The organism is Methylomagnum ishizawai (assembly GCF_900155475.1).
GTDB classification, from domain to species: Bacteria; Pseudomonadota; Gammaproteobacteria; order Methylococcales; family Methylococcaceae; genus Methylomagnum; species Methylomagnum ishizawai_A.
On sequence record NZ_FXAM01000001.1, the window covers coordinates 908,486 to 928,055 of the forward strand.

General features: G+C 58.8%; 15 protein-coding genes and 5 tRNA genes. All 20 read left to right on the top strand.

The genetic code is table 11. The features are described 5' to 3' along the window. Positions 1 to 252: 252 nt before the first annotated feature. Positions 253 to 1,977: a tetratricopeptide repeat protein gene (locus B9N93_RS04105; protein WP_254899330.1), complete on the top strand. Its 1,725-nt coding sequence runs from the start codon at positions 253 to 255 to the stop codon at positions 1,975 to 1,977. Next, positions 1,964 to 2,569, top strand: a complete 606-nt coding sequence (gene lolB, locus B9N93_RS04110) for a lipoprotein insertase outer membrane protein LolB (RefSeq protein WP_085211140.1) — start codon at positions 1,964 to 1,966, stop codon at positions 2,567 to 2,569. Before B9N93_RS04105 ends, lolB begins: the two co-directional genes overlap by 14 nt. A 3-nt stretch (positions 2,570 to 2,572) precedes the next feature. Beyond that, positions 2,573 to 3,442 (top strand): 4-(cytidine 5'-diphospho)-2-C-methyl-D-erythritol kinase, encoded by an 870-nt coding sequence (gene ispE, locus B9N93_RS04115; protein WP_085211141.1) that lies wholly within the window; start codon positions 2,573 to 2,575, stop codon positions 3,440 to 3,442. 4 nt (positions 3,443 to 3,446) lie between these two features. Further along, positions 3,447 to 3,521 (top strand) — tRNA-Gln (locus tag B9N93_RS04120). Between the two features lie 34 nt (positions 3,522 to 3,555). Continuing rightward, positions 3,556 to 4,509 (top strand): ribose-phosphate diphosphokinase, encoded by a 954-nt coding sequence (locus B9N93_RS04125; protein ID WP_085211143.1) that lies wholly within the window; start codon positions 3,556 to 3,558, stop codon positions 4,507 to 4,509. A 48-nt stretch (positions 4,510 to 4,557) separates the two neighbouring features. Beyond that, positions 4,558 to 5,148, top strand: coding sequence for a 50S ribosomal protein L25/general stress protein Ctc (locus B9N93_RS04130; protein WP_085211145.1), 591 nt, complete (start codon positions 4,558 to 4,560; stop codon positions 5,146 to 5,148). 36 nt (positions 5,149 to 5,184) lie between these two features. After that, a complete protein-coding gene (pth, locus tag B9N93_RS04135; RefSeq protein WP_085211147.1) occupies positions 5,185 to 5,778 on the top strand; it encodes an aminoacyl-tRNA hydrolase in 594 nt (197 codons plus the stop codon). 42 nt (positions 5,779 to 5,820) lie between these two features. After that, positions 5,821 to 5,905, top strand: a tRNA-Tyr gene (locus B9N93_RS04140). Between the two features lie 13 nt (positions 5,906 to 5,918). Beyond that, positions 5,919 to 5,992 (top strand) — tRNA-Gly (locus B9N93_RS04145). Positions 5,993 to 6,011: 19 nt separating this feature from the next. Beyond that, positions 6,012 to 6,087 (top strand) — tRNA-Thr (locus tag B9N93_RS04150). A gap of 44 nt (positions 6,088 to 6,131) precedes the next feature. Continuing rightward, positions 6,132 to 7,322: an elongation factor Tu gene (gene tuf / locus B9N93_RS04155; protein WP_254899331.1), complete on the top strand. Its 1,191-nt coding sequence runs from the start codon at positions 6,132 to 6,134 to the stop codon at positions 7,320 to 7,322. A gap of 54 nt (positions 7,323 to 7,376) precedes the next feature. Next, a tRNA-Trp gene (locus B9N93_RS04160) sits at positions 7,377 to 7,452 on the top strand. 45 nt (positions 7,453 to 7,497) lie between these two features. Next, a complete protein-coding gene (gene secE, locus B9N93_RS04165; RefSeq protein ID WP_085211151.1) occupies positions 7,498 to 7,878 on the top strand; it encodes a preprotein translocase subunit SecE in 381 nt (126 codons plus the stop codon). 4 nt (positions 7,879 to 7,882) lie between these two features. Further along, entirely contained in the window at positions 7,883 to 8,416 is a 534-nt protein-coding gene (nusG, locus tag B9N93_RS04170) for a transcription termination/antitermination protein NusG (RefSeq protein WP_085211153.1), read from the top strand. An 85-nt stretch (positions 8,417 to 8,501) separates the two neighbouring features. Beyond that, the gene (gene rplK / locus B9N93_RS04175) at positions 8,502 to 8,933 is read left to right on the top strand and encodes a 50S ribosomal protein L11 (protein WP_085211154.1); all 432 of its coding nucleotides are present in this window, start codon (positions 8,502 to 8,504) and stop codon (positions 8,931 to 8,933) included. Next, on the top strand, positions 8,933 to 9,628 hold the full coding sequence (rplA, locus tag B9N93_RS04180) for a 50S ribosomal protein L1 (RefSeq protein WP_085211156.1): 696 nt from the start codon (positions 8,933 to 8,935) through the stop codon (positions 9,626 to 9,628). Before rplK ends, rplA begins: the two co-directional genes overlap by 1 nt. 211 nt (positions 9,629 to 9,839) lie before the next feature. Beyond that, entirely contained in the window at positions 9,840 to 10,382 is a 543-nt protein-coding gene (gene rplJ / locus B9N93_RS04185) for a 50S ribosomal protein L10 (protein ID WP_085211158.1), read from the top strand. Positions 10,383 to 10,422: 40 nt separating this feature from the next. Next, positions 10,423 to 10,797, top strand: a complete 375-nt coding sequence (gene rplL, locus B9N93_RS04190) for a 50S ribosomal protein L7/L12 (RefSeq protein ID WP_085211160.1) — start codon at positions 10,423 to 10,425, stop codon at positions 10,795 to 10,797. A 252-nt stretch (positions 10,798 to 11,049) separates the two neighbouring features. Continuing rightward, on the top strand, positions 11,050 to 15,126 hold the full coding sequence (gene rpoB / locus B9N93_RS04195; protein ID WP_085211162.1) for a DNA-directed RNA polymerase subunit beta: 4,077 nt from the start codon (positions 11,050 to 11,052) through the stop codon (positions 15,124 to 15,126). A gap of 69 nt (positions 15,127 to 15,195) precedes the next feature. Beyond that, positions 15,196 to 19,401 (top strand): DNA-directed RNA polymerase subunit beta', encoded by a 4,206-nt coding sequence (gene rpoC, locus B9N93_RS04200; RefSeq protein WP_085216164.1) that lies wholly within the window; start codon positions 15,196 to 15,198, stop codon positions 19,399 to 19,401. The last annotated feature ends 169 nt before the right edge of the window (positions 19,402 to 19,570 follow it).

A 19,570-nucleotide genomic window follows, 5' to 3' on the forward strand; every position in this document is an offset into this window, starting at 1 on the left:
GGATTCACTGTATTCGACTTTATTAAGAATATAATTCTAGGAAAAAAGCGGGGGCCGGGCCAATCGAACCCCGGTAAATTTGTCGCCACTCATCAAGGAAGGCTAAAATCCCTGCCGTGCCCGTTGTCCTCGAACTCCGCCATCGTGTGGATACGCCTTCCGGGGGTGCGCTTTTCCGGGAACGCAGCGGAAACCAACCCTTGTCGAGACGACTCCAATTTTCCTTTATTTCGATTCAGAGATTCCATCACCGTGGTGAAACGATTGGTCTATTTGGCCTGCGCCGGGGCGTTCTTGATCTCGGGTTGCGCCGGTTTGGGTATGTCGCGCAAAGGTGCCGACGGCGGCATGGAGAGCGACCTCAGGACGAGCACCCGTCCCGTCGAGCGGGATTCGGAACTGGTCTATCTGCTGCTCGCCGCCGAATTGGCCGGGCAGCGCGGGCAGTACGAACTGGCCCTCAATAATTATCTGCAAGTGGCCCGCCGCGACCCCGATCCCCAAATCGCCGAACGCGCCACCCAAATCGCCCTGTATCTCAAGGATAGCGACAAGGCGCTGGAAGCCGCCCAGCTTTGGTCCGGGCGCGATCCCAACAGCGTTTCCGCCCGCCGCGTCGCCGCCATGCTGCTGCTGAAAACCGGGCAGGTGGACGCGGCCATCGCGCAGTTCCAAGCTTTGCTGGCCCTGCCCAACCCCGACCTCGAAAACACCTTGATCGAATTGGTCAAATGGCTGGATGCCGAGTTGCCGAAGGAGCAAGCCTTGGCGGCGATGCAGCAATTGGTCGGGCATTTCCCGCGCCAGGCGGAATTGCATTTCGCCTATGCCTTGCTGGCGAGTGGCAAGGGCGAGCATCAATTGGCCCTGGAAGAAACCGAACGCGCCTTGGCCCTGCATCCCGATTGGAGTCGCGCCCGCTTGTTGCAGGCCCAGGTGATGTCGCAGATGGGCGATTCCAAGGCGGCGCGGGATGCCGTGCAGCGGGCTTTGAAGGCCGATCCCGGCAATATGCGCTTGCGGTTGATCTATGCGCAATTCCTGGCCAAGACCGGCGATTTCAAGATGGCGGAGCATGAGCTATCCCGCATCCTTGCCAAGGAGCCGGACAACCACGACGCCCGCTTCGCCCTGGCCTCGACCTTGATGGAAATGGGCCAGATCGACCGGGCCAAGCAGGATTTCCTGGAATTGACCGAGGTCTCGAAATGGCAGTCCCAGGCTTATTTCTATCTGGGATTGATCGAGGCCAAGCGCGAACGCCTGGATAATTCGCTGCGTTGGTTCGACAAGATCACGTCCGGCCCCTTGCAATTCGACGCCCAGGTCAACGCTATCACGGCGCTCATCAACCTGGGGCGCATGGGCGAGGCCCGCCAGCGTTTGGGCCAGGTCCGCAAGGCGTTCCCCAACGAGGCGTTGCGGCTCTATCTGCTGGAAGCGGAATTGCTGTCGAAGAACAAGGACTACGACGCCGCTTTCGAGTTGTTGAGCGAAGCCTTGGAGCAGTTGCCGGGACAACTGGAATTGCTTTATGCGCGGGCCTTGGTCGCCGAGGAATTGGGCCGCTTCGATGTGCTGGAAGCCGATTTGCAGGCCGTCCTGGAAAAACACCCGGACGATCCCAATGCGCTGAACGCCCTGGGATATACCTTGGTGGACCGGAATGTGCGCCTGGACGAGGCCAAGGACTATCTGGACAAGGCCATCGAACTGAAGCCCGAAGACCCGGCCATCTTGGACAGCTATGGCTGGTTGCAATACCGGTTGGGCGATCATCCGGCGGCTTTGGATTATCTGCGCCGCGCCTATGATTTGGTGCGCGATCCCGAGATCGGGGCGCATCTGGGCGAGGTGTTGTGGGAATCGGGCAAGCGCCAGGAGGCCAAGAAGGTTTGGAGGGAAGCGATCAAGAAAGACCCGGACCAGGACGCCGTGAAGAAGGTCAGGGCGCGCTACAAGGATGCCTTCAAATAAGCGATGGGGCGCGGCCCTGTTGTTGGCCGCACTGATGGTTTTGCCGGGCTGCGCGTGGTTCCGCGGGACGGGCACCCCGGCACCCGCGGTGGAAGCCGACCGGGCGGCGCTCTACGCCCTCAAGGCTTGGCGCATGGATGGCCGGATCGGTATCCAGACCGCCCACGACGCTTGGCAGGCCAATCTGTTTTGGGAACATGAACCGGCCCAGGACCGGCTGCGGATTTCCGGTCCCTTGAGCCAGGGCATGATTTCCATCGTGCTGCAAAAAGACCTGATCTACATCAACGAGGGCAATGGCGTCACCCAGCTTTCCCGCGATCCCGACGCGGCTTTGCGGGAGCGTCTGGGATTCGCGGTGCCCTTGTCCAGCCTGCGGAGCTGGATATTGGGTATCCCCGATCCTGGCCTTGAGTCCACCCCGTTGCCCGCCGAAGCGGGCGCTGTGGGCGGATTCCGCCAATCCGGCTGGACGATCCACCTCGATCAATACATGGAGGCCAACGGCCATCCGCTGCCCCGGAAGTTCCGCATTCAAGGCTCCGGGGTAAAGCTGAAAATCGTCGCCGACACCTGGGAAATCAAGGGATAAGCCGTGGAAGAAATCGAGACCTTACGTTTACCGGCCCCGGCTAAGCTCAATCTGCTGCTCAGGGTCGTGGGGCGGCGCGAGGATGGCTACCACCTCTTGCAGACCGTGTTCCAATTCATCGACCGCTGCGATTGGATTACCCTGGGTCGGCGCACCGATGGGGAAATCCACCTAAAAACGCCCTTGCCGGGCGTCCCGCCCGAAGCGGACCTCACCGTGCGGGCGGCGCGGGCCTTGGCCGCTGCCACCGGAACCCGTGCCGGGGTGGATATCGGCATCGAAAAAAACCTGCCGATGGGCGGTGGCTTGGGCGGCGGCAGTTCCGATGCCGCGACGGTCTTGGTCGGCCTGAACCGCCTGTGGCATACGGGGTTGGGTGTCGAGGCGCTGATGGAACTGGGCTTGAAACTGGGCGCGGACGTGCCGGTTTTTGTGAATGGCCGGAGCGCCTGGGCCGAAGGCGTCGGCGAACAACTGACCCCGTTGGACTTGCCCGAACCTTGGTATGTGGTGGTCGTACCCGACTGTCACGTCGCGACCAGAACCGTTTTTTCTTCGCCGAATTTGACGCGGGACAACAAACCCATCATAATAGCGGACTTTATCGCGGGGCGGCAGGAGAACCATTGCCTGCCAGTGGTTATGGAGTTATACCCCGAGATCGGTGCGGCCATGGATGATCTCTCCCGCTACTCGGAACCCAGGCTGACCGGAACCGGAGCCTGTGTGTTCGCGGCCTTCGCCGATGAGCGGCAAGCCCGGCAAGCTGCGGTGGATTTGGGATCGACCAGGTCCGTATTCGTCGCCAAAGGCGAGAACCTGTCACCTCTACAGCGGGCGTTGGGATTCGATCCCGGTTCCCGGCAATCTTGAATATTGGGGCGTAGCCAAGCGGTAAGGCACCGGGTTTTGATCCCGGCATTCCCAGGTTCGAATCCTGGCGCCCCAGCCATTCACTCGGCTCAATCCTGTTTGGAGTTGCTCGAATGACCGACACCTCGTTCATGGTGTTCTCGGGGAATGCCAATCTGCCCCTGGCCGAGGGCATCGTCCACAAGCTCAACATGCGCCTGGGGATGGCGTCCATCGGGCGCTTCAGCGACGGCGAAATTTCCTTCGAGATCGAAGAGAGCGTGCGCGGGCGCGAGGTCTTCATCGTCCAGCCCATTTGTTCGCCGATCAGCGAGAACCTCATGGAACTGCTGATCATGATCGACGCTTTCCGGCGGTCTTCGGCGGGCATCATCACGGCGGTCATCCCTTATTATGGCTATGCGCGGCAGGATCGCCGCATCCGTTCGGCGCGGGTGCCGATTTCCGCGAAATTGGTCGCCAAGATGATTTGCGCGGCGGGGGCCGACCGCGTGTTGACGGTCGATTTGCATGCCGACCAGATCCAGGGATTTTTCGATGTGCCCGTGGACAATGTCTACGCCTCGCCTATCTTGCTGGGCGATGTGTGGCGGCAACAATATCCCGATCTGATGGTGGTTTCCCCCGATGTGGGCGGCGTGGTCCGGGCCAGGGCGCTGGCCAAGCGTTTGGACGACGCCGACCTGGCCATCATCGACAAGCGCCGCCCCAGGCCGAACGAGGCCAAGGTGATGAACATCATCGGCGATGTCGAAGGCCGCACCTGCATCATGGTGGACGACCTGGTGGACACGGCGGGTACGCTGTGCCGGGCGGCGGGTGCCCTGAAAGACCATGGAGCCACCAAGGTGGTGGCTTATTGCACCCATCCCGTATTGTCGGGACGCGCTGTGGACAACATCGAAAATTCGGTGTTGGACGGACTGGTGGTGACAGACACCATCCCTTTGCGCCCGGACGCCGAGCAATGCCTCAAAATCCGGCAATTGAGCGTGGCCGAGATGCTGGCGGAAACCATACGCCGCATCGCGGTGGGCGAATCCGTGAGTTCCATGTACGTCGATTGATGGCAATCGGCTTTTTTATTCACTGCTAAGAGTATTTTGGAGAAAAAGATGGCAGGCAGTTTTGTATTCGATGCGGAATTGAGGACCAACACCGGCAAGGGCAACGCCCGCCGCTTACGGAACTTGAACAAGGTACCCGCCGTGCTGTATGGCGGTGGCGAGCCGGTGAGCTTGATCCTCGAACACAACAAGGTCGTGAAAGCCTTGGAGAACGAGGCCACCTATTCCCACATCCTCACGCTCAATATCGGGGACAAGCAGGAGCAGGCCATCCTCAAGGAGTTGCAGCGCCATCCCAGCAAGCCGATCATCATGCACATGGACTTCCAGCGGGTGAGCGAATCCGACAAGATCAAGGTCCATGTGCCCCTGCACTTCATCAACCAGGAAACCTCGGTCGGCGTGAAGAAAGGCGGCGTGGTCAACCACAACCTGGTGGATGTCGAAGTGACCTGTCTGCCCAGCCAATTGCCCGAATTCATCGAGGTCGATATGGCGGACGTGGATATCGGCGGATCCGTGCATCTTTCCGACCTCAAGCCGCCGGTCGGGGTCCAGATCGTGGCCTTGTTGCATGGTCCAGAACACGACACTCCCGTCGCGGTGATCCAGACCACCCGCGCCGCCGAGGCGGGTTGATTGCTCCCATGAACCACGGGTCCGGGATCGGGCGGCATGCCCGCTAACTTCAAGCTTCTGGTCGGATTGGGCAATCCCACCGCCCAATACGAAAAAACCCGGCATAATGCCGGGTTTTGGTTTTTGGACGCCATCGCCGCCCGTTACCGCTTGGGTTTCCGCGAGGAGTCGCGTTTCCACGGCCTGACCGCCAAGCTCGAATTGGCCGGGGATACGCTATGGCTGCTGAAGCCCACCACGTATATGAACCGCAGCGGTTTGGCGGTGGGCGCGATGGCGAAGTATTTCAAGGTCGAACCCGCGCAAATCCTGGTCGCGCACGACGAATTGGATTTGCCGCCCGGCGTGGTGCGGCTCAAGCGTGGGGGAGGGCATGGCGGCCATAATGGATTGCGCGATATCCTGGCCCATCTGGGAACGCCGGATTATTATCGGCTCCGGTTCGGCATCGGCCATCCCGGCGACCGCGATGCGGTAGTGCCCTATGTGCTGGGTGCGCCATCCCGGGCCGAGGCCGGGCTGATCGAGGAAGCGATCTCGAACGTGGCCGATTCGGTCCCGGAGTTGATTGCCGGGAACCTGGCGGCCTTGATGAATCGCCTGCATTCCGAACCCAAGAAAAAAACTTGACAGACATGGGCGATCCATAGAAAATACGGGACTCACTTGCTCGGAGGGGTTCCCGAGCGGTCAAAGGGATCAGACTGTAAATCTGACGGCTCTGCCTTCGAAGGTTCGAATCCTTCCCCCTCCACCACTTGTTTTTGAACGCGGGTGTAGTTCAATGGTAGAACCTCAGCCTTCCAAGCTGATGGCGTGGGTTCGATTCCCATCACCCGCTCCAGTGACGACATAGAGTTTCGGCCCATATAGCTCAGTCGGTAGAGCACTTCCTTGGTAAGGAAGAGGTCACCGGTTCAAGTCCGGTTATGGGCTCCAGTTTTTCGCATATCTCGGCAAAAAACAGTAAGGGGTGTTGGCGGATGTCCAAAGAGAAATTTACACGTAGCAAGCCGCATGTGAATGTGGGAACGATCGGCCATGTGGACCATGGCAAGACGACCCTGACGGCGGCGCTCACCAAGATTGGTGCCGAGCGCTTCGGTGGGGTATTCAAGGCCTATGACCAGATCGACGCGGCTCCCGAGGAACGCGCCCGCGGCATCACCATCGCCACCGCGCACGTCGAATACGAATCCCCGACCCGCCACTACGCCCATGTGGACTGCCCCGGCCACGCCGACTACGTGAAGAACATGATCACCGGCGCGGCGCAGATGGACGGCGCGATCCTGGTCTGCTCTGCCGCCGACGGCCCGATGCCGCAGACCCGCGAGCATATCCTGTTGGCCCGCCAGGTCGGTGTGCCCTACATCGTGGTGTTCCTGAACAAGGCCGATATGGTCGACGACGCCGAATTGATCGAACTGGTCGATATGGAGTTGCGCGAACTGCTGTCCAAGTACGACTTCCCCGGCGACGACACCCCCATCGTAATCGGCTCCGCGCTGAAGGCGCTGGAAGGCGACCAGAGCGACATCGGCGTGCCTGCCATCATCAAGCTGGTGGACGCGCTCGACAGCTACATCCCCGAGCCGAAGCGCGACATCGAGAAGCCGTTCCTGATGCCGATCGAGGATGTGTTCTCGATTTCCGGTCGTGGCACCGTGGTGACCGGGCGGGTGGAGCGCGGTATTGTCAAGGTGGGCAACGAAGTCGAGATCGTCGGCATCCGCAACACCACCAAGACCACCTGCACCGGCGTGGAAATGTTCCGCAAACTGCTGGACGAGGGCGTGGCGGGCGACAACGTGGGCGTGCTGCTGCGCGGCACCAAGCGCGAGGACGTGGAGCGCGGCCAAGTGTTGGCGGCCCCCGGCACCATCACCCCACACACCCACTTCGAGGCCGAGATTTACGTGCTGTCGAAGGACGAGGGTGGGCGCCACACGCCGTTTTTCAATGGCTACCGTCCGCAGTTCTACTTCCGCACCACCGACGTGACCGGCTCGGTCGAGTTGCCGTCGGGCGTGGAGATGGTGATGCCGGGCGACAACGTCAAGATCACCGTCAAGCTGATCGCGCCCATCGCCATGGAAGAGGGTTTGCGTTTCGCGGTGCGCGAGGGCGGCAGGACCGTCGGCGCGGGCGTCGTTTCCAAGGTCATCGAGTAAGTTTTGGTATCAGGGCTTCCCGGTCGGGAAGCCCCGCCTCTCAGGGTAAAGCGTAGGTCAGTAGCTCAATTGGTAGAGCAGCGGTCTCCAAAACCGCAGGTTGGGGGTTCGAGCCCCTCCTGGCCTGCCACCTTTTTCCTTTCCCTGTAATCCTATTCATATAATCAAGGATATTATGGCTGCTCGGGCGGAGTCGGGTGCATCGGCGTTCGATACGGCGAAGCTGGTATTGGCCGTTGTCTTGCTGGTTACCGGGATAGCCGGTTATCACTATTTTTCCGGCCAATTGCTTGTATACCGGGTGCTGGGTGTACTCGTGTTTTCAATCGCCGCTATTGCGACCGTATTGACAACCCCACTTGGAAAGGGATTCCTGGGTTTCTTGAAAGAATCTCAGATCGAAGTTCGCAAAGTGGTTTGGCCCACCAAACAGGAAACCATTCAATCAACGCTGGTTGTGGTTGCCTTGGTATTCTTGGTGGGTATTATCCTATGGCTGTTGGACATGTTCTTGTTTTGGGGGATTAGTTCGCTGACTGGAACTGCGGGGAAGTAGTAACATGTCCCTTAAATGGTATGTTATCCATTCTTATTCCAACTATGAAAATCAGGTCAAGCGTTCCCTTGAAGAAAGGATAAAACGTTCCGGCTTGGAGCAGTATTTCGGGAAAATTCTGGTTCCGACCGAGGAAGTGGTCGAAATGAGGATGGGTCAGCAGCGTAAAAGTGAGCGTAAATTCTTTCCTGGTTACGTACTGGTTCAAATGGAGTTGAACGAAGAAACTTGGCATTTGGTAAAAGAAGTTCCCCGTGTGTTGGGTTTTATTGGCGGTACTTCTGATAAACCTGCCCCGATTAGCGACGCCGAGGCCGATGCGATTTTAAACCGGGTCGAAGAGGGGGCCACTAAACCGAAGCCCAAAGTATTGTTTGAAGTCGGTGAGGTGGTTAGGGTCGTTGAAGGGCCGTTCAAAGACTTTAATGGCGTAGTCGAGGAAGTGAGCTACGAAAAAAGCAAGCTACGGGTTTCCGTATTGATTTTTGGTCGATCCACGCCTGTGGAACTCGACTTTAGTCAAGTAGAGAAAGGGTAGTCGGCAGGAAATGCCGCTGCTATCAGCGCTGTTAGAGCGTTAATAATTTGGGGAGCCTACGGCGTTAGACCCATTGGAGTGATTAATGGCTAAGAAAATAACTGGATATATTAAGCTACAGGTAAAAGCCCAGGAAGCTAATCCTAGCCCGCCTATCGGTCCGGCGTTAGGTCAGCGCGGTGTCAATATTATGGAATTCTGCAAGTCTTTCAACGCCGCCACCCAAGGGGTTGAGAAAGGGTTGCCACTGCCGGTTGTTATTACTGTTTATAGCGACCGTAGTTTTACTTTTATCACCAAAACCCCTCCTGCCACGGTCCTGATTAAAAAAGCGATTGGTTTGGCTAAAGGGAGCAGTAATCCCAATACCAATAAGGTCGGGAAAATTACCCGCGATCAATTGGTTGAAATCGCCAAGCTCAAAGAGCCGGACTTGACCGCAGCCAGCGTCGACGCGGCCGTGCGTACCATCGCGGGCAGTGCCCGTAGCATGGGATTGGAAGTGGAGGGAGTGTAATGGCCAAGCTGACCAAAAGAGCCAAATTAATCAAAGGGAAAGTCCAGCCCGGCAAGAACTACGCGATTGAAGAAGCTTTCGCGGTTCTGAAAGAAGTTGCGAGTGCCAAATTTGTCGAGTCGGTCGATGTCGCGATCAACTTGGGTGTGGACCCAAGGAAGTCGGACCAAGCGGTCCGTGGCGCGACCGTCATGCCGCATGGCACGGGTAAAAATGTGCGTGTGGCTGTCTTTACACAAGGGGCTAATGTCGAAGCCGCCAAGGAAGCGGGTGCGGATATCGTGGGTATGGACGATCTCGCTGCCCAAGTGAAAGCAGGGGAGTTCAATTTCGATGTGGTGATCGCATCACCTGACGCTATGCGCGTTGTGGGCCAGTTGGGCCAAATCTTGGGTCCGCGTGGCTTGATGCCGAATCCCAAGGTGGGCACCGTGACCGCCGATGTGGCGGGTGCCGTCAGAAACGCCAAAGCCGGTCAGGTCCGTTACCGCACGGACAAGAAAGGTATTATTCATTCCACCATCGGCAAGGTTAGTTTCGAGCCGAATGCCTTGAAAGAAAACCTGGAAGCCCTATTGGCCGATTTGAAGAAGATCAAACCGGCGACTTCTAAGGGTATCTACCTCAAGAAGATCACCGTATCCACTACGATGGGGCCGGGTCTCCCTGTTGATCAAAATAGTCTGGCCGCGTAATTCTTGGACTTTGGGTTACCGGAAGCTTGAGGCATGCCGGTAACCGTCAAAGACCGCGGGTGTGCCCTAGGGCGCTTAATCATGAAAACCCGCGTAGACGGTGTACTGAAACCTAAATGGTTATACAGAAGCCGTAATGGGCATCCTCCGGGATGTTTTGCTGGCTCTGAATGGTTCCCAAACTGTTCAGATAATTATTCGGAGATGAAAAGTGGCACTGAGACTGGATGACAAGATCGCTGTCGTCGCGGAAGTCGCCGCTGTTGCCGCTAAAGCCCATTCCGCCGTCGCGGCGGAATACCGGGGCTTGACCGTCGCCCATTTGACCCAGCTCCGCAAGAGCGCAAGGGAGTCGGGCGTTTACCTGCGGGTGGTGAAAAACACCCTGGCCCGTAGGGCGGTCGAAGGGACCGCTTTTGCTTGCATGCAAGAAGGCTTGGTCGGACCTTTGATCTTGGCGTTCTCGCTGGAAGATCCGGGTGCGGCGGCCAGGGTCGTCAGCGATTTCCTCAAGCAGAGCGACAAGCTGGTCGCCGAGAAGCTGGTGGTGAAATTGGTGGCGGTCGGCGGCAAGCAATATGGTCCGTCCGAACTTGAGCGTCTGTCGAAGCTCCCCAACCGGGAGCAGGCTTTGGCGATGCTGATGGGCGTCATGAAAGCCCCCATCGAGAAGTTCGTGAGAACCATGGCGGAACCCCATGCCAAATTAGTGCGCACTGTAGCGGCGATACGAGACCAAAAAGAAGCAGCTTAAGCGTCTCGTACTATCGAAAGTTAAATTTTGGAGCAGATCGATGGCAGTATCTAAAGACGAAATCCTGGAAACCATTGCCAATATGACGGTAATGGAAGTGGTGGAATTGATTTCCGCCATGGAAGAAAAGTTCGGCGTTTCCGCCGCGGCGGCGGTCGCGGTGGCTGCGGCTCCGGCGGCAGCGGCGGCTCCGGTCGAAGAACAGACCGAGTTCGACGTGATCATGACCAGCTTCGGCGAAAACAAGGTCAATGTGATCAAGGTCATCCGCACCATTACCGGCCTGGGCCTGAAGGAAGCGAAGGATTTGGTCGAAGGCGTGCCTTCCACCGTGAAGGAAGCTGTGAGCAAGGCCGACGCCGAGAGCATCAAGAAGCAACTGGTTGAAGCGGGCGCCACGGTCAATATTAAGTAATTGACCCCTGGTTCCAGCAAGAACGCCGGTTCAAGGCTGGCAGCGTTCCGCTGCCGGCCTTTCCGCGTTGCGAATATTATGATTTTACAGTTATTCCGGGAGCGGTGTATCTGGCTTTGACCAGTCCGGTCCGTTATCCCTACAGAATTCCCAGCCGCGTCCTATGTCTACATGGGAATGGTTATCCGAGCTTCGAGGCTCCAGATAGACGCCGTGGTAATTTCGTTTGAATCCCCAAGGTAAGGAACCACTATGGCCTATTCTTTTACCGAAAAAAAGCGCATCCGTAACAGTTTTGGCAAGCGTCGCGATGTACTTGAAGTCCCCTATCTTTTAACAACTCAAGTAGATTCTTACAAGCGGTTTTTGCAGATCGATGCGATGCCGAGCAAGCGGATCGATGAGGGCTTGCATGCTGCGCTGAAATCCGTATTCCCCATCGAAAGCCACTCGGGCCATGCGGTACTCGAATATGTGAATTATTGGCTGGGGGAACCGATTTTCGATGTCAAGGAATGCCAGCAGCGCGGGGCCAATTACGCGGCACCGCTGCGGGTGTTGGTGCGCTTGGTGATTTACGATAAGGAAGCACCCGCCAATGCCAAGGTGATCAAGGATATTAAAGAACAGGAAATCTACATGGGCGAAATCCCGCTCATGACCGATACCGGTACCTTCGTAATTAATGGCACCGAGCGGGTGATTGTTTCCCAACTGCATCGTTCCCCTGGGGTATTTTTCGACCACGACCGTGGCAAAACCCATTCTTCCGGAAAACTGCTGTTCAATGCCCGGATCATTCCCTACCGCGGTTCTTGGTTGGATTTCGAATTCGACCACAAGGATTGCGTCTACGTCCGCATCGACCGCCGCCGTAAACTGCCGGCCACGGTATTGTTACGGGCCTTGGGTTATGGCAACGAAGAAATTATCAGGCTGTTCTTCGATACCAACCGTTTTAGTTTCAGCCAGGACCAGATATTCCTGGAATTGATTCCCGACCGTCTGCGTGGCGATATCGCCAGCTTCGATATCGTGATCGACGGCAAGGTTTTGGTGGAAAAGGCGCACCGTATCACCGCACGCCATATCCGCCAGATGGAAAAGGCGGGTACCAAGCAACTCGAAGTGCCCCGTGAATATCTGCACGGCAAGATTCTGGCCCAGAATATCGTCGCGCCCGCCACCGGCGAATTGGTCGCCAGGGTCAATGACGAACTGACCGACGATATGCTGAGCCGGATCATGGCGTCTGGCGTGGGAAGCGTCGATACCTTGTTTGTCAACGACTTGGATCGCGGCCCCTATATTTCCAACGCCATGCGGATCGATGCGACCGAGTCCCAACTCGATGCCTTGGTCGAAATCTACCGCATGATGCGTCCGGGCGAGCCTCCGGCCAAGGAAGCCGCGCAGGTGTTGTTCGACAACTTGTTCTTCTCGGCGGACCGCTACGACTTGTCGGCGGTAGGCCGCATGAAGTTCAACCGCCGCCTGGGCCGTCCCGAAATCGTGGGGCCCGGCGTCCTGACCAAGGACGACATCATCGATGTGCTGCGCGAACTCATCAATATCCGCAACGGCATCGGCACGGTCGATGACATCGATCATCTCGGCAACCGCCGTGTGCGCTCGGTGGGCGAGATGGTGGAAAACCAGTTCCGCCTGGGACTGGTCCGTGTGGAACGCGCCGTGAAGGAGCGTTTGTCGCTGGCCGACGCCGAAAGCCTGATGCCACAGGAAATCATCAACGCCAAGCCGGTGGCCGCCTCGATCAAGGAGTTTTTCGGTTCCAGCCAACTGTCGCAGTTCATGGACCAGAACAACCCGCTGTCGGAAGTGACCCACAAGCGCCGGGTTTCGGCCCTGGGTCCGGGTGGTCTGGCCCGCGAGCGGGCCGGTTTCGAGGTGCGCGACGTACATACCACCCACTATGGCCGCGTCTGCCCCATCGAAACGCCTGAAGGTCCGAACATCGGTCTTATCAACTCGCTGGCCGTGTATGCGCGGACTAACGAGTATGGCTTTCTGGAAACGCCTTACCGCAAAGTGGTTGATGGCGTGGTGAGCAACGAGATCGAATATCTGTCGGCCATCGAGGAGGGCAAGTATTGGATCGCCCAGGCCAGCGCCAGGATGGGCGAGGATGGCCGCTTGGTGGACGATTTGGTGTCTTGCCGCCATCAGGACGAGTTCACCCTTTCGACCGCCGACAAGATCAACTATATGGACGTGTCGTCCAAGCAGATCGTGTCGGTGGCGGCTTCGCTGATTCCGTTCTTGGAACACGACGACGCCAACCGCGCCTTGATGGGTTCCAACATGCAGCGCCAAGCGGTGCCGACCCTGCGCACCGAAAAGCCGCTGGTCGGGACCGGCATGGAGCGCATCGTGGCCCGCGACTCCGGCGTGACCGTGGTCGCCAAGCGCGGCGGCGTGATCGAATTCCTGGATGCCAGCCGCATCGTGGTCCGCGTCAACGACGACGAGACCGAGGCGGGCGTGCCGGGCGTCGATATTTACAACCTGACCAAGTACACCCGTTCCAACCAGAACACCTGTATCAATCAGCGGCCCTTGGTGAAACCGGGCGACAAGGTGGCGCGGGGCGATATCCTGGCCGATGGGCCTTCGACCGACATGGGCGAATTGGCGCTGGGTCAGAACCTCCTGGTCGCGTTTATGCCCTGGAATGGCTACAACTTCGAGGACTCGATCCTGATTTCCGAGCGCGTGGTGCAGGATGATCGCTTCACTACCATCCACATCGAGGAAAAATCCTGCGTGGCCCGTGACACCAAGTTGGGGCCGGAAGAAATCACGGCGGATATTCCCAACGTCGGCGAGGCCGCCCTGGCCAAGCTGGACGAATCCGGCATCGTTTATATCGGGGCCGAGGTGAAGGCGGGCGATATCCTGGTCGGCAAGGTCACGCCCAAAGGCGAAACCCAGTTGACCCCGGAAGAAAAACTGCTTCGCGCCATCTTCGGCGAGAAGGCTTCCGATGTGAAGGACACCTCCCTGCGCGTGCCTTCCGGCATGGACGGCACCGTCATCGATGTGCAGGTCTTCACTCGCGACGGCGTCAAGAAGGACGAGCGCGCCAAGCAGATCGAGCAGGCCGAGATCGAGAAGGTCAAGAAAGACCTGAACGACCAGCTACGCATTATCGAAAAGGACTTCTACCAGCGTGTCGAACAAATGCTGCTGGGCAAGATCGCCGAGAAAGGCCCGAACCGCCTGCGCTCCGGCGAAACCATCAGCGCCGAATACCTGGAAGGCATGAAACCGGCGCAATGGCTGGAAATCCGCGTCAAGGAAGAGGACATCAACGTCCAACTCGAAACCATCGCCGAGCAGATCGCCCAGCAGCGCGAGGAAATGAACAAGCGCCTGGAAGAGAAGAAACGCAAGATCGCCATGGGCGACGACTTGCCGCCCGGCGTGTTGAAGATGGTGAAGGTCTATCTGGCGGTCAAGCGGCGCATCCAGCCGGGCGACAAGATGGCCGGACGCCATGGCAACAAGGGTGTGATTTCGCAGATCGTGCCGGTGGAGGATATGCCGTATTCCGCCGACGGTACCCCGGTCGATATCGTGCTGAACCCGCTGGGCGTGCCCTCGCGTATGAACGTGGGGCAGGTGCTGGAAACCCATTTGGGTTGGGCGGCACGCGGCTTGGGTCTCAAGATCGGCAGGATGTTGGATGCCAAGCGCCATGTCGATGAAGTCCGCAAGTTCCTGCACGATATTTACAACAGCAGCGGCAATACCGAGGATTTGGATTCCCTGACCGACGCCGAAATCGTGGAACTTGCCAGCAACCTGCGCCGCGGCGTGCCGATGGCGACCCCGGTATTCGACGGTGCCAACGAGGCCAATATCAAGAGCATGTTGGCCTTGGCCGATCTTCCCGAAAGTGGCCAGACCAAGTTGTTCGATGGCCGTACCGGCGAGCAGTTCGAGCGCGATGTGACCGTGGGCTGTATGTACATGCTCAAATTGAACCATCTGGTCGATGACAAGATGCACGCCCGTTCCACTGGACCTTACAGCCTCGTGACCCAGCAGCCCTTGGGCGGCAAGGCGCAGTTCGGTGGCCAGCGCTTCGGTGAGATGGAAGTCTGGGCGTTGGAAGCCTATGGTGCCGCCTATACCTTGCAGGAAATGTTGACCGTGAAGTCGGACGATACCTCCGGACGCACCAAAATCTACAAGAACATTGTGGATGGCGACCATAAGATGGAGGCGGCCATGCCCGAGTCCTTTAACGTGCTGATCAAGGAAATCCGGTCGTTGGGCATCAACATCGAGTTGGAACAGGAATAAATCGTAAGCCGCGTCCCGCCCGTCGGGTGGGACGCGATCCAGATTGGGAGAGTGTCCGTGAAAGATCTTATTAATTTCCTGAAGCGCCAGAACCAGACGGAAGAATTCGACAGCATCCGTATCAGCCTGGCCTCGCCCGATATGATCCGTTCCTGGTCCTATGGCGAAGTCAAGAAGCCGGAAACGATCAACTACCGCACCTTCAAGCCGGAGCGCGACGGCTTGTTCTGCGCCAAGATTTTCGGGCCGGTCAGCGACTACGAATGCTTGTGCGGCAAGTACAAGCGCCTCAAGCACCGTGGCGTCATCTGCGAAAAATGCGGGGTCGAAGTCACCTTGCAGAAGGTCCGCCGCGAACGCATGGGCCATATCGAATTGGCCAGCCCGGTCGCGCATATCTGGTTTTTGAAGTCGCTGCCTTCGCGCATCGCCTTGTTGCTCGACATGACCCTCCGCGAAATCGAGCGCGTGCTGTATTTCGAATCCTATGTGGTGATCGACCCCGGCATGACCCCGCTGATCCGGGCGCAATTGCTGACCGAGGAGGAATTCCAGCAGGCCAGCCAGCAGCATGGCGAGGAATTTGTCGCCAAGATGGGGGCGGAAGCCATCCATGAAATGCTCAAGACCATGGATTTGCAGGCCGAGGTGTCCCGTCTGCGCGAGGAAATCGACGCGACCAATTCCGAAACCAAGATCAAGAAGCACACCAAGCGCCTCAAGGCCATCGAGTCCTTGATCTGGTCGGAGAACCGTCCCGAGTGGATGATCCTGACCGTGCTGCCGGTGTTGCCGCCGGAACTGCGTCCCCTGGTGCCGCTGGATGGTGGCCGCTTCGCGACTTCCGACCTCAATGATCTTTATCGCCGTGTCATCAACCGCAACAACCGTTTGAAGCGGCTGCTGGACCTCAACGCGCCGGACATCATCGTCCGCAACGAAAAGCGCATGCTGCAAGAAGCGGTCGATGCGCTGCTGGACAACGGTCGCCGTGGCCGCGCCATCACCGGCTCCAACAAGCGCCCGCTCAAGTCCCTGGCCGATATGATCAAGGGCAAGCAGGGCCGGTTCCGCCAGAACCTCTTGGGCAAGCGCGTGGACTATTCCGGTCGTTCCGTGATCGTGGTGGGTCCGACCCTGAAGCTCCATCAGTGCGGTTTGCCCAAGAAGATGGCGCTGGAATTGTTCAAGCCGTTCATCTTCAGCAAGCTGCAATTCCGCGGCCTCGCGACGACCATCAAAGCCGCCAAGAAGATGGTGGAAAAGGAAAGCGCGGAGGTCTGGGACATCCTGGACGAGGTGATCCGCGAACATCCGGTGATGCTGAACCGCGCTCCGACCCTGCACCGTCTGGGTATCCAGGCGTTCGAGCCGACCCTGGTCGAAGGCAAGGCCATCCAGTTGCACCCGCTGGTCTGTACCGCCTTCAACGCCGACTTCGACGGCGACCAGATGGCGGTACACGTTCCCTTGTCGCTGGAAGCGCAGTTGGAAGCCCGCACCTTGATGATGGCGACCAACAACATCCTGTCCCCGGCCAACGGCGAACCCATCATCAACCCGACCCAGGACGTGGTGCTAGGTTTGTACTTCATGAGCCGCGAGCGGTTGGATGCCAAGGGTACCGGCATGATCTTCTCCGATGTGGCCGAAGCCCAACGCGCCATGCAGAACAAGGCGGTCGATATCCAGGCCAAGGTGCAGGTACGCCTTAACAAAATGGTCTGGACCGACGAGAACGGCGAAAAGGTCAAGGGCTTGAAGCGGGTCGAAACCACGGTGGGCCGCGCCATCATCTGGACCATCGTTCCGGAGGGGATTCCCTTCGAAATGATCAACACCGACATGACCAAGAAGAACATCTCCAAGCTCATCAACTATTCCTATCGCACCCTGGGCATCAAGGCCACGGTGGTGTTTGCGGACCAGTTGATGTACCTGGGGTTCTCCAACGCGACCCGCGCCGGGGTGTCCTTCGGCATCAACGACATGGCGATTCCCAAGGCCAAGGAAGATATCATCTACCTTGCCGAGCAGGAGGTGAAGGAAATCCAGAACCAGTACGCTTCCGGCCTCGTGACCGATGGCGAGCGCTATAACAAGGTCGTGGATATTTGGTCGCACGCCAACGATCAGGTGGCGAAGGCGATGATGGAAGGTTTGGGTACCGAGCCGGTAACTTTGCTCGATGGCACCGAAACCCACCAGAAATCGTTCAACTCCATTTTCATGATGGCCGATTCCGGGGCGCGTGGTTCCGCCGCCCAGATCCGCCAGCTGGCCGGGATGCGCGGCCTGATGGCCAAGCCGGACGGCTCCATCATCGAAACCCCGATCACCGCGAACTTCCGCGAGGGTCTCGACGTATTGCAGTACTTCATCTCCACCCACGGCGCCCGGAAGGGCTTGGCCGACACGGCCTTGAAGACCGCCAACTCGGGTTATCTGACCCGCCGCCTGGTGGACGTGGCCCAGGACTTGGTCATCACCGAGGACGATTGCGGCACCGTCGATGGCTTGTTGATGTCGCCCTTGATCGAAGGCGGCGACGTGGTCGAGCCTTTGGCCGAGCGGGTACTGGGCCGGGTGCTGGCCGAGGACATCTATAGTCCGGCCCGCCCCGATGAAATGATTTTGCCCGCGGGTTCCATGCTCGACGAAAACGCCGTGGCCCTGTTGGAAACCCACAGCGTGGACAATGTCCGGGTGCGTTCGGTGATCACCTGCCGGACCCGCTACGGCGTGTGCGCCTCCTGCTACGGGCGCGACCTGGGCCGGGGTCACAAGGTCAACAGCGGCGAAGCCATCGGCGTCATCGCGGCCCAGTCCATCGGCGAGCCGGGCACCCAGCTCACCATGCGTACTTTCCACATCGGCGGCGCGGCTTCGCGTTCCGCCGCCATCAGCAACGTGGAGGTGAAATCGGCGGGTACCATCAAGCTGACCAACCTCAAGACCGTGGAGAACAAGGACGGCAACTTGGTCGCCGTCTCCCGTTCTGGCGAGGTCAGCGTGATCGACGAACATGGCCGCGAGCGCGAGCGCTACAAGATTCCCTACGGCGCTGTGTCGACCGTGCGTAACGATGACCGGGTCCGGGCCGGCCAAATCGTGGTCAACTGGGATCCGCATACCCATCCGGTGGTCACCGAGGTGAAGGGCGTCGCCAAATTGGTGGATTTCATCGAGGGCGTGACCGTGCGCGAGCAATCGGACGAAGTCACCGGCCTGAGTTCCATGGTGATCATCGACCCGAAACAGCGCGGCGGCATGGGTAAGGATTTACGGCCCATGGTCAAGTTGGTGGACGAACACGGCAACGATATCCGCATCCCGTCCACCGAGATCGCCGCCCAATATTTCCTTCCGGCCGGCGCGATCATCGGTATCACCGACGGTGGCCCGGTGGAGGTCGGCGACGTGTTGGCGAGGATTCCGCAAGAATCCAGCAAGACCCGCGACATCACCGGCGGTCTGCCGCGGGTGGCCGATTTGTTCGAGGCCCGTAAGACCAAGGACCCGGCGATCCTGGCGGAAGCTTCCGGCACCATCAGTTTCGGCAAGGAAACCAAGGGCAAGCGCCGCGTGGTCGTCACCGACAGCCACGGCGAGCAGCACGAGGTCTTGATCCCGAAATGGCGGCATATCACCGTGTTCGAGGGCGAGCATGTCGAGCAGGGCGAAACCATCGCCGAGGGCGATCTGACCCCGCACGATATCCTGCGCCTCAGGGGCGTGGCGGAACTCTCGTCCTATCTGGTCAAGGAAATCCAGGACGTTTACCGGCTGCAAGGCGTGAAGATCAACGATAAGCATATCGAGGTCATCATCCGCCAGATGCTGCGCAAGGTGGAAATCACCGACGCGGGCGACACCGGCTTCCTCAAGGGCGAGCAGGTGGACCGTTCCCGTATGCTGGAAGAAAACGACCGGGTCGAGGCCGAGGGCAAGATTCCGGCCTGCTACGAGCCGGTGCTGTTGGGTATCACCAAGGCGTCGCTGTCCACCGAATCCTTCATCTCGGCGGCTTCGTTCCAGGAAACCACCCGCGTCCTCACCGAGGCGGCGATCCGCGGCCTCAGCGACAAGTTGTTGGGCCTCAAGGAAAACGTCATCGTGGGTCGCTTGATCCCGGCGGGCACCGGCCTCGCCTATCACCTGGACCGCAAGCGCCGGGCCAAACTGGGCGAGGGCGAAGCCGAGGCCGCGCCGACCCTCGACGCCGGCGATGTCGAGGAGCAATTGAAGCAAGCCTTCAGCACCAGCATGGAATGACGGTGGCAGGGCCGGGAGACACACTATTTTCCCGGCCCTGGGTAAGGGAATTTTGGATTGTCAAATCCGACCCAGCCGTTAATATATGCGCTTCCCTGATTTCCCCGCGCATCCCGCGCCAGACACCCGGTTCCCGCCGGGTTTTTGCTGTGTCCGGGTTGGACACCCA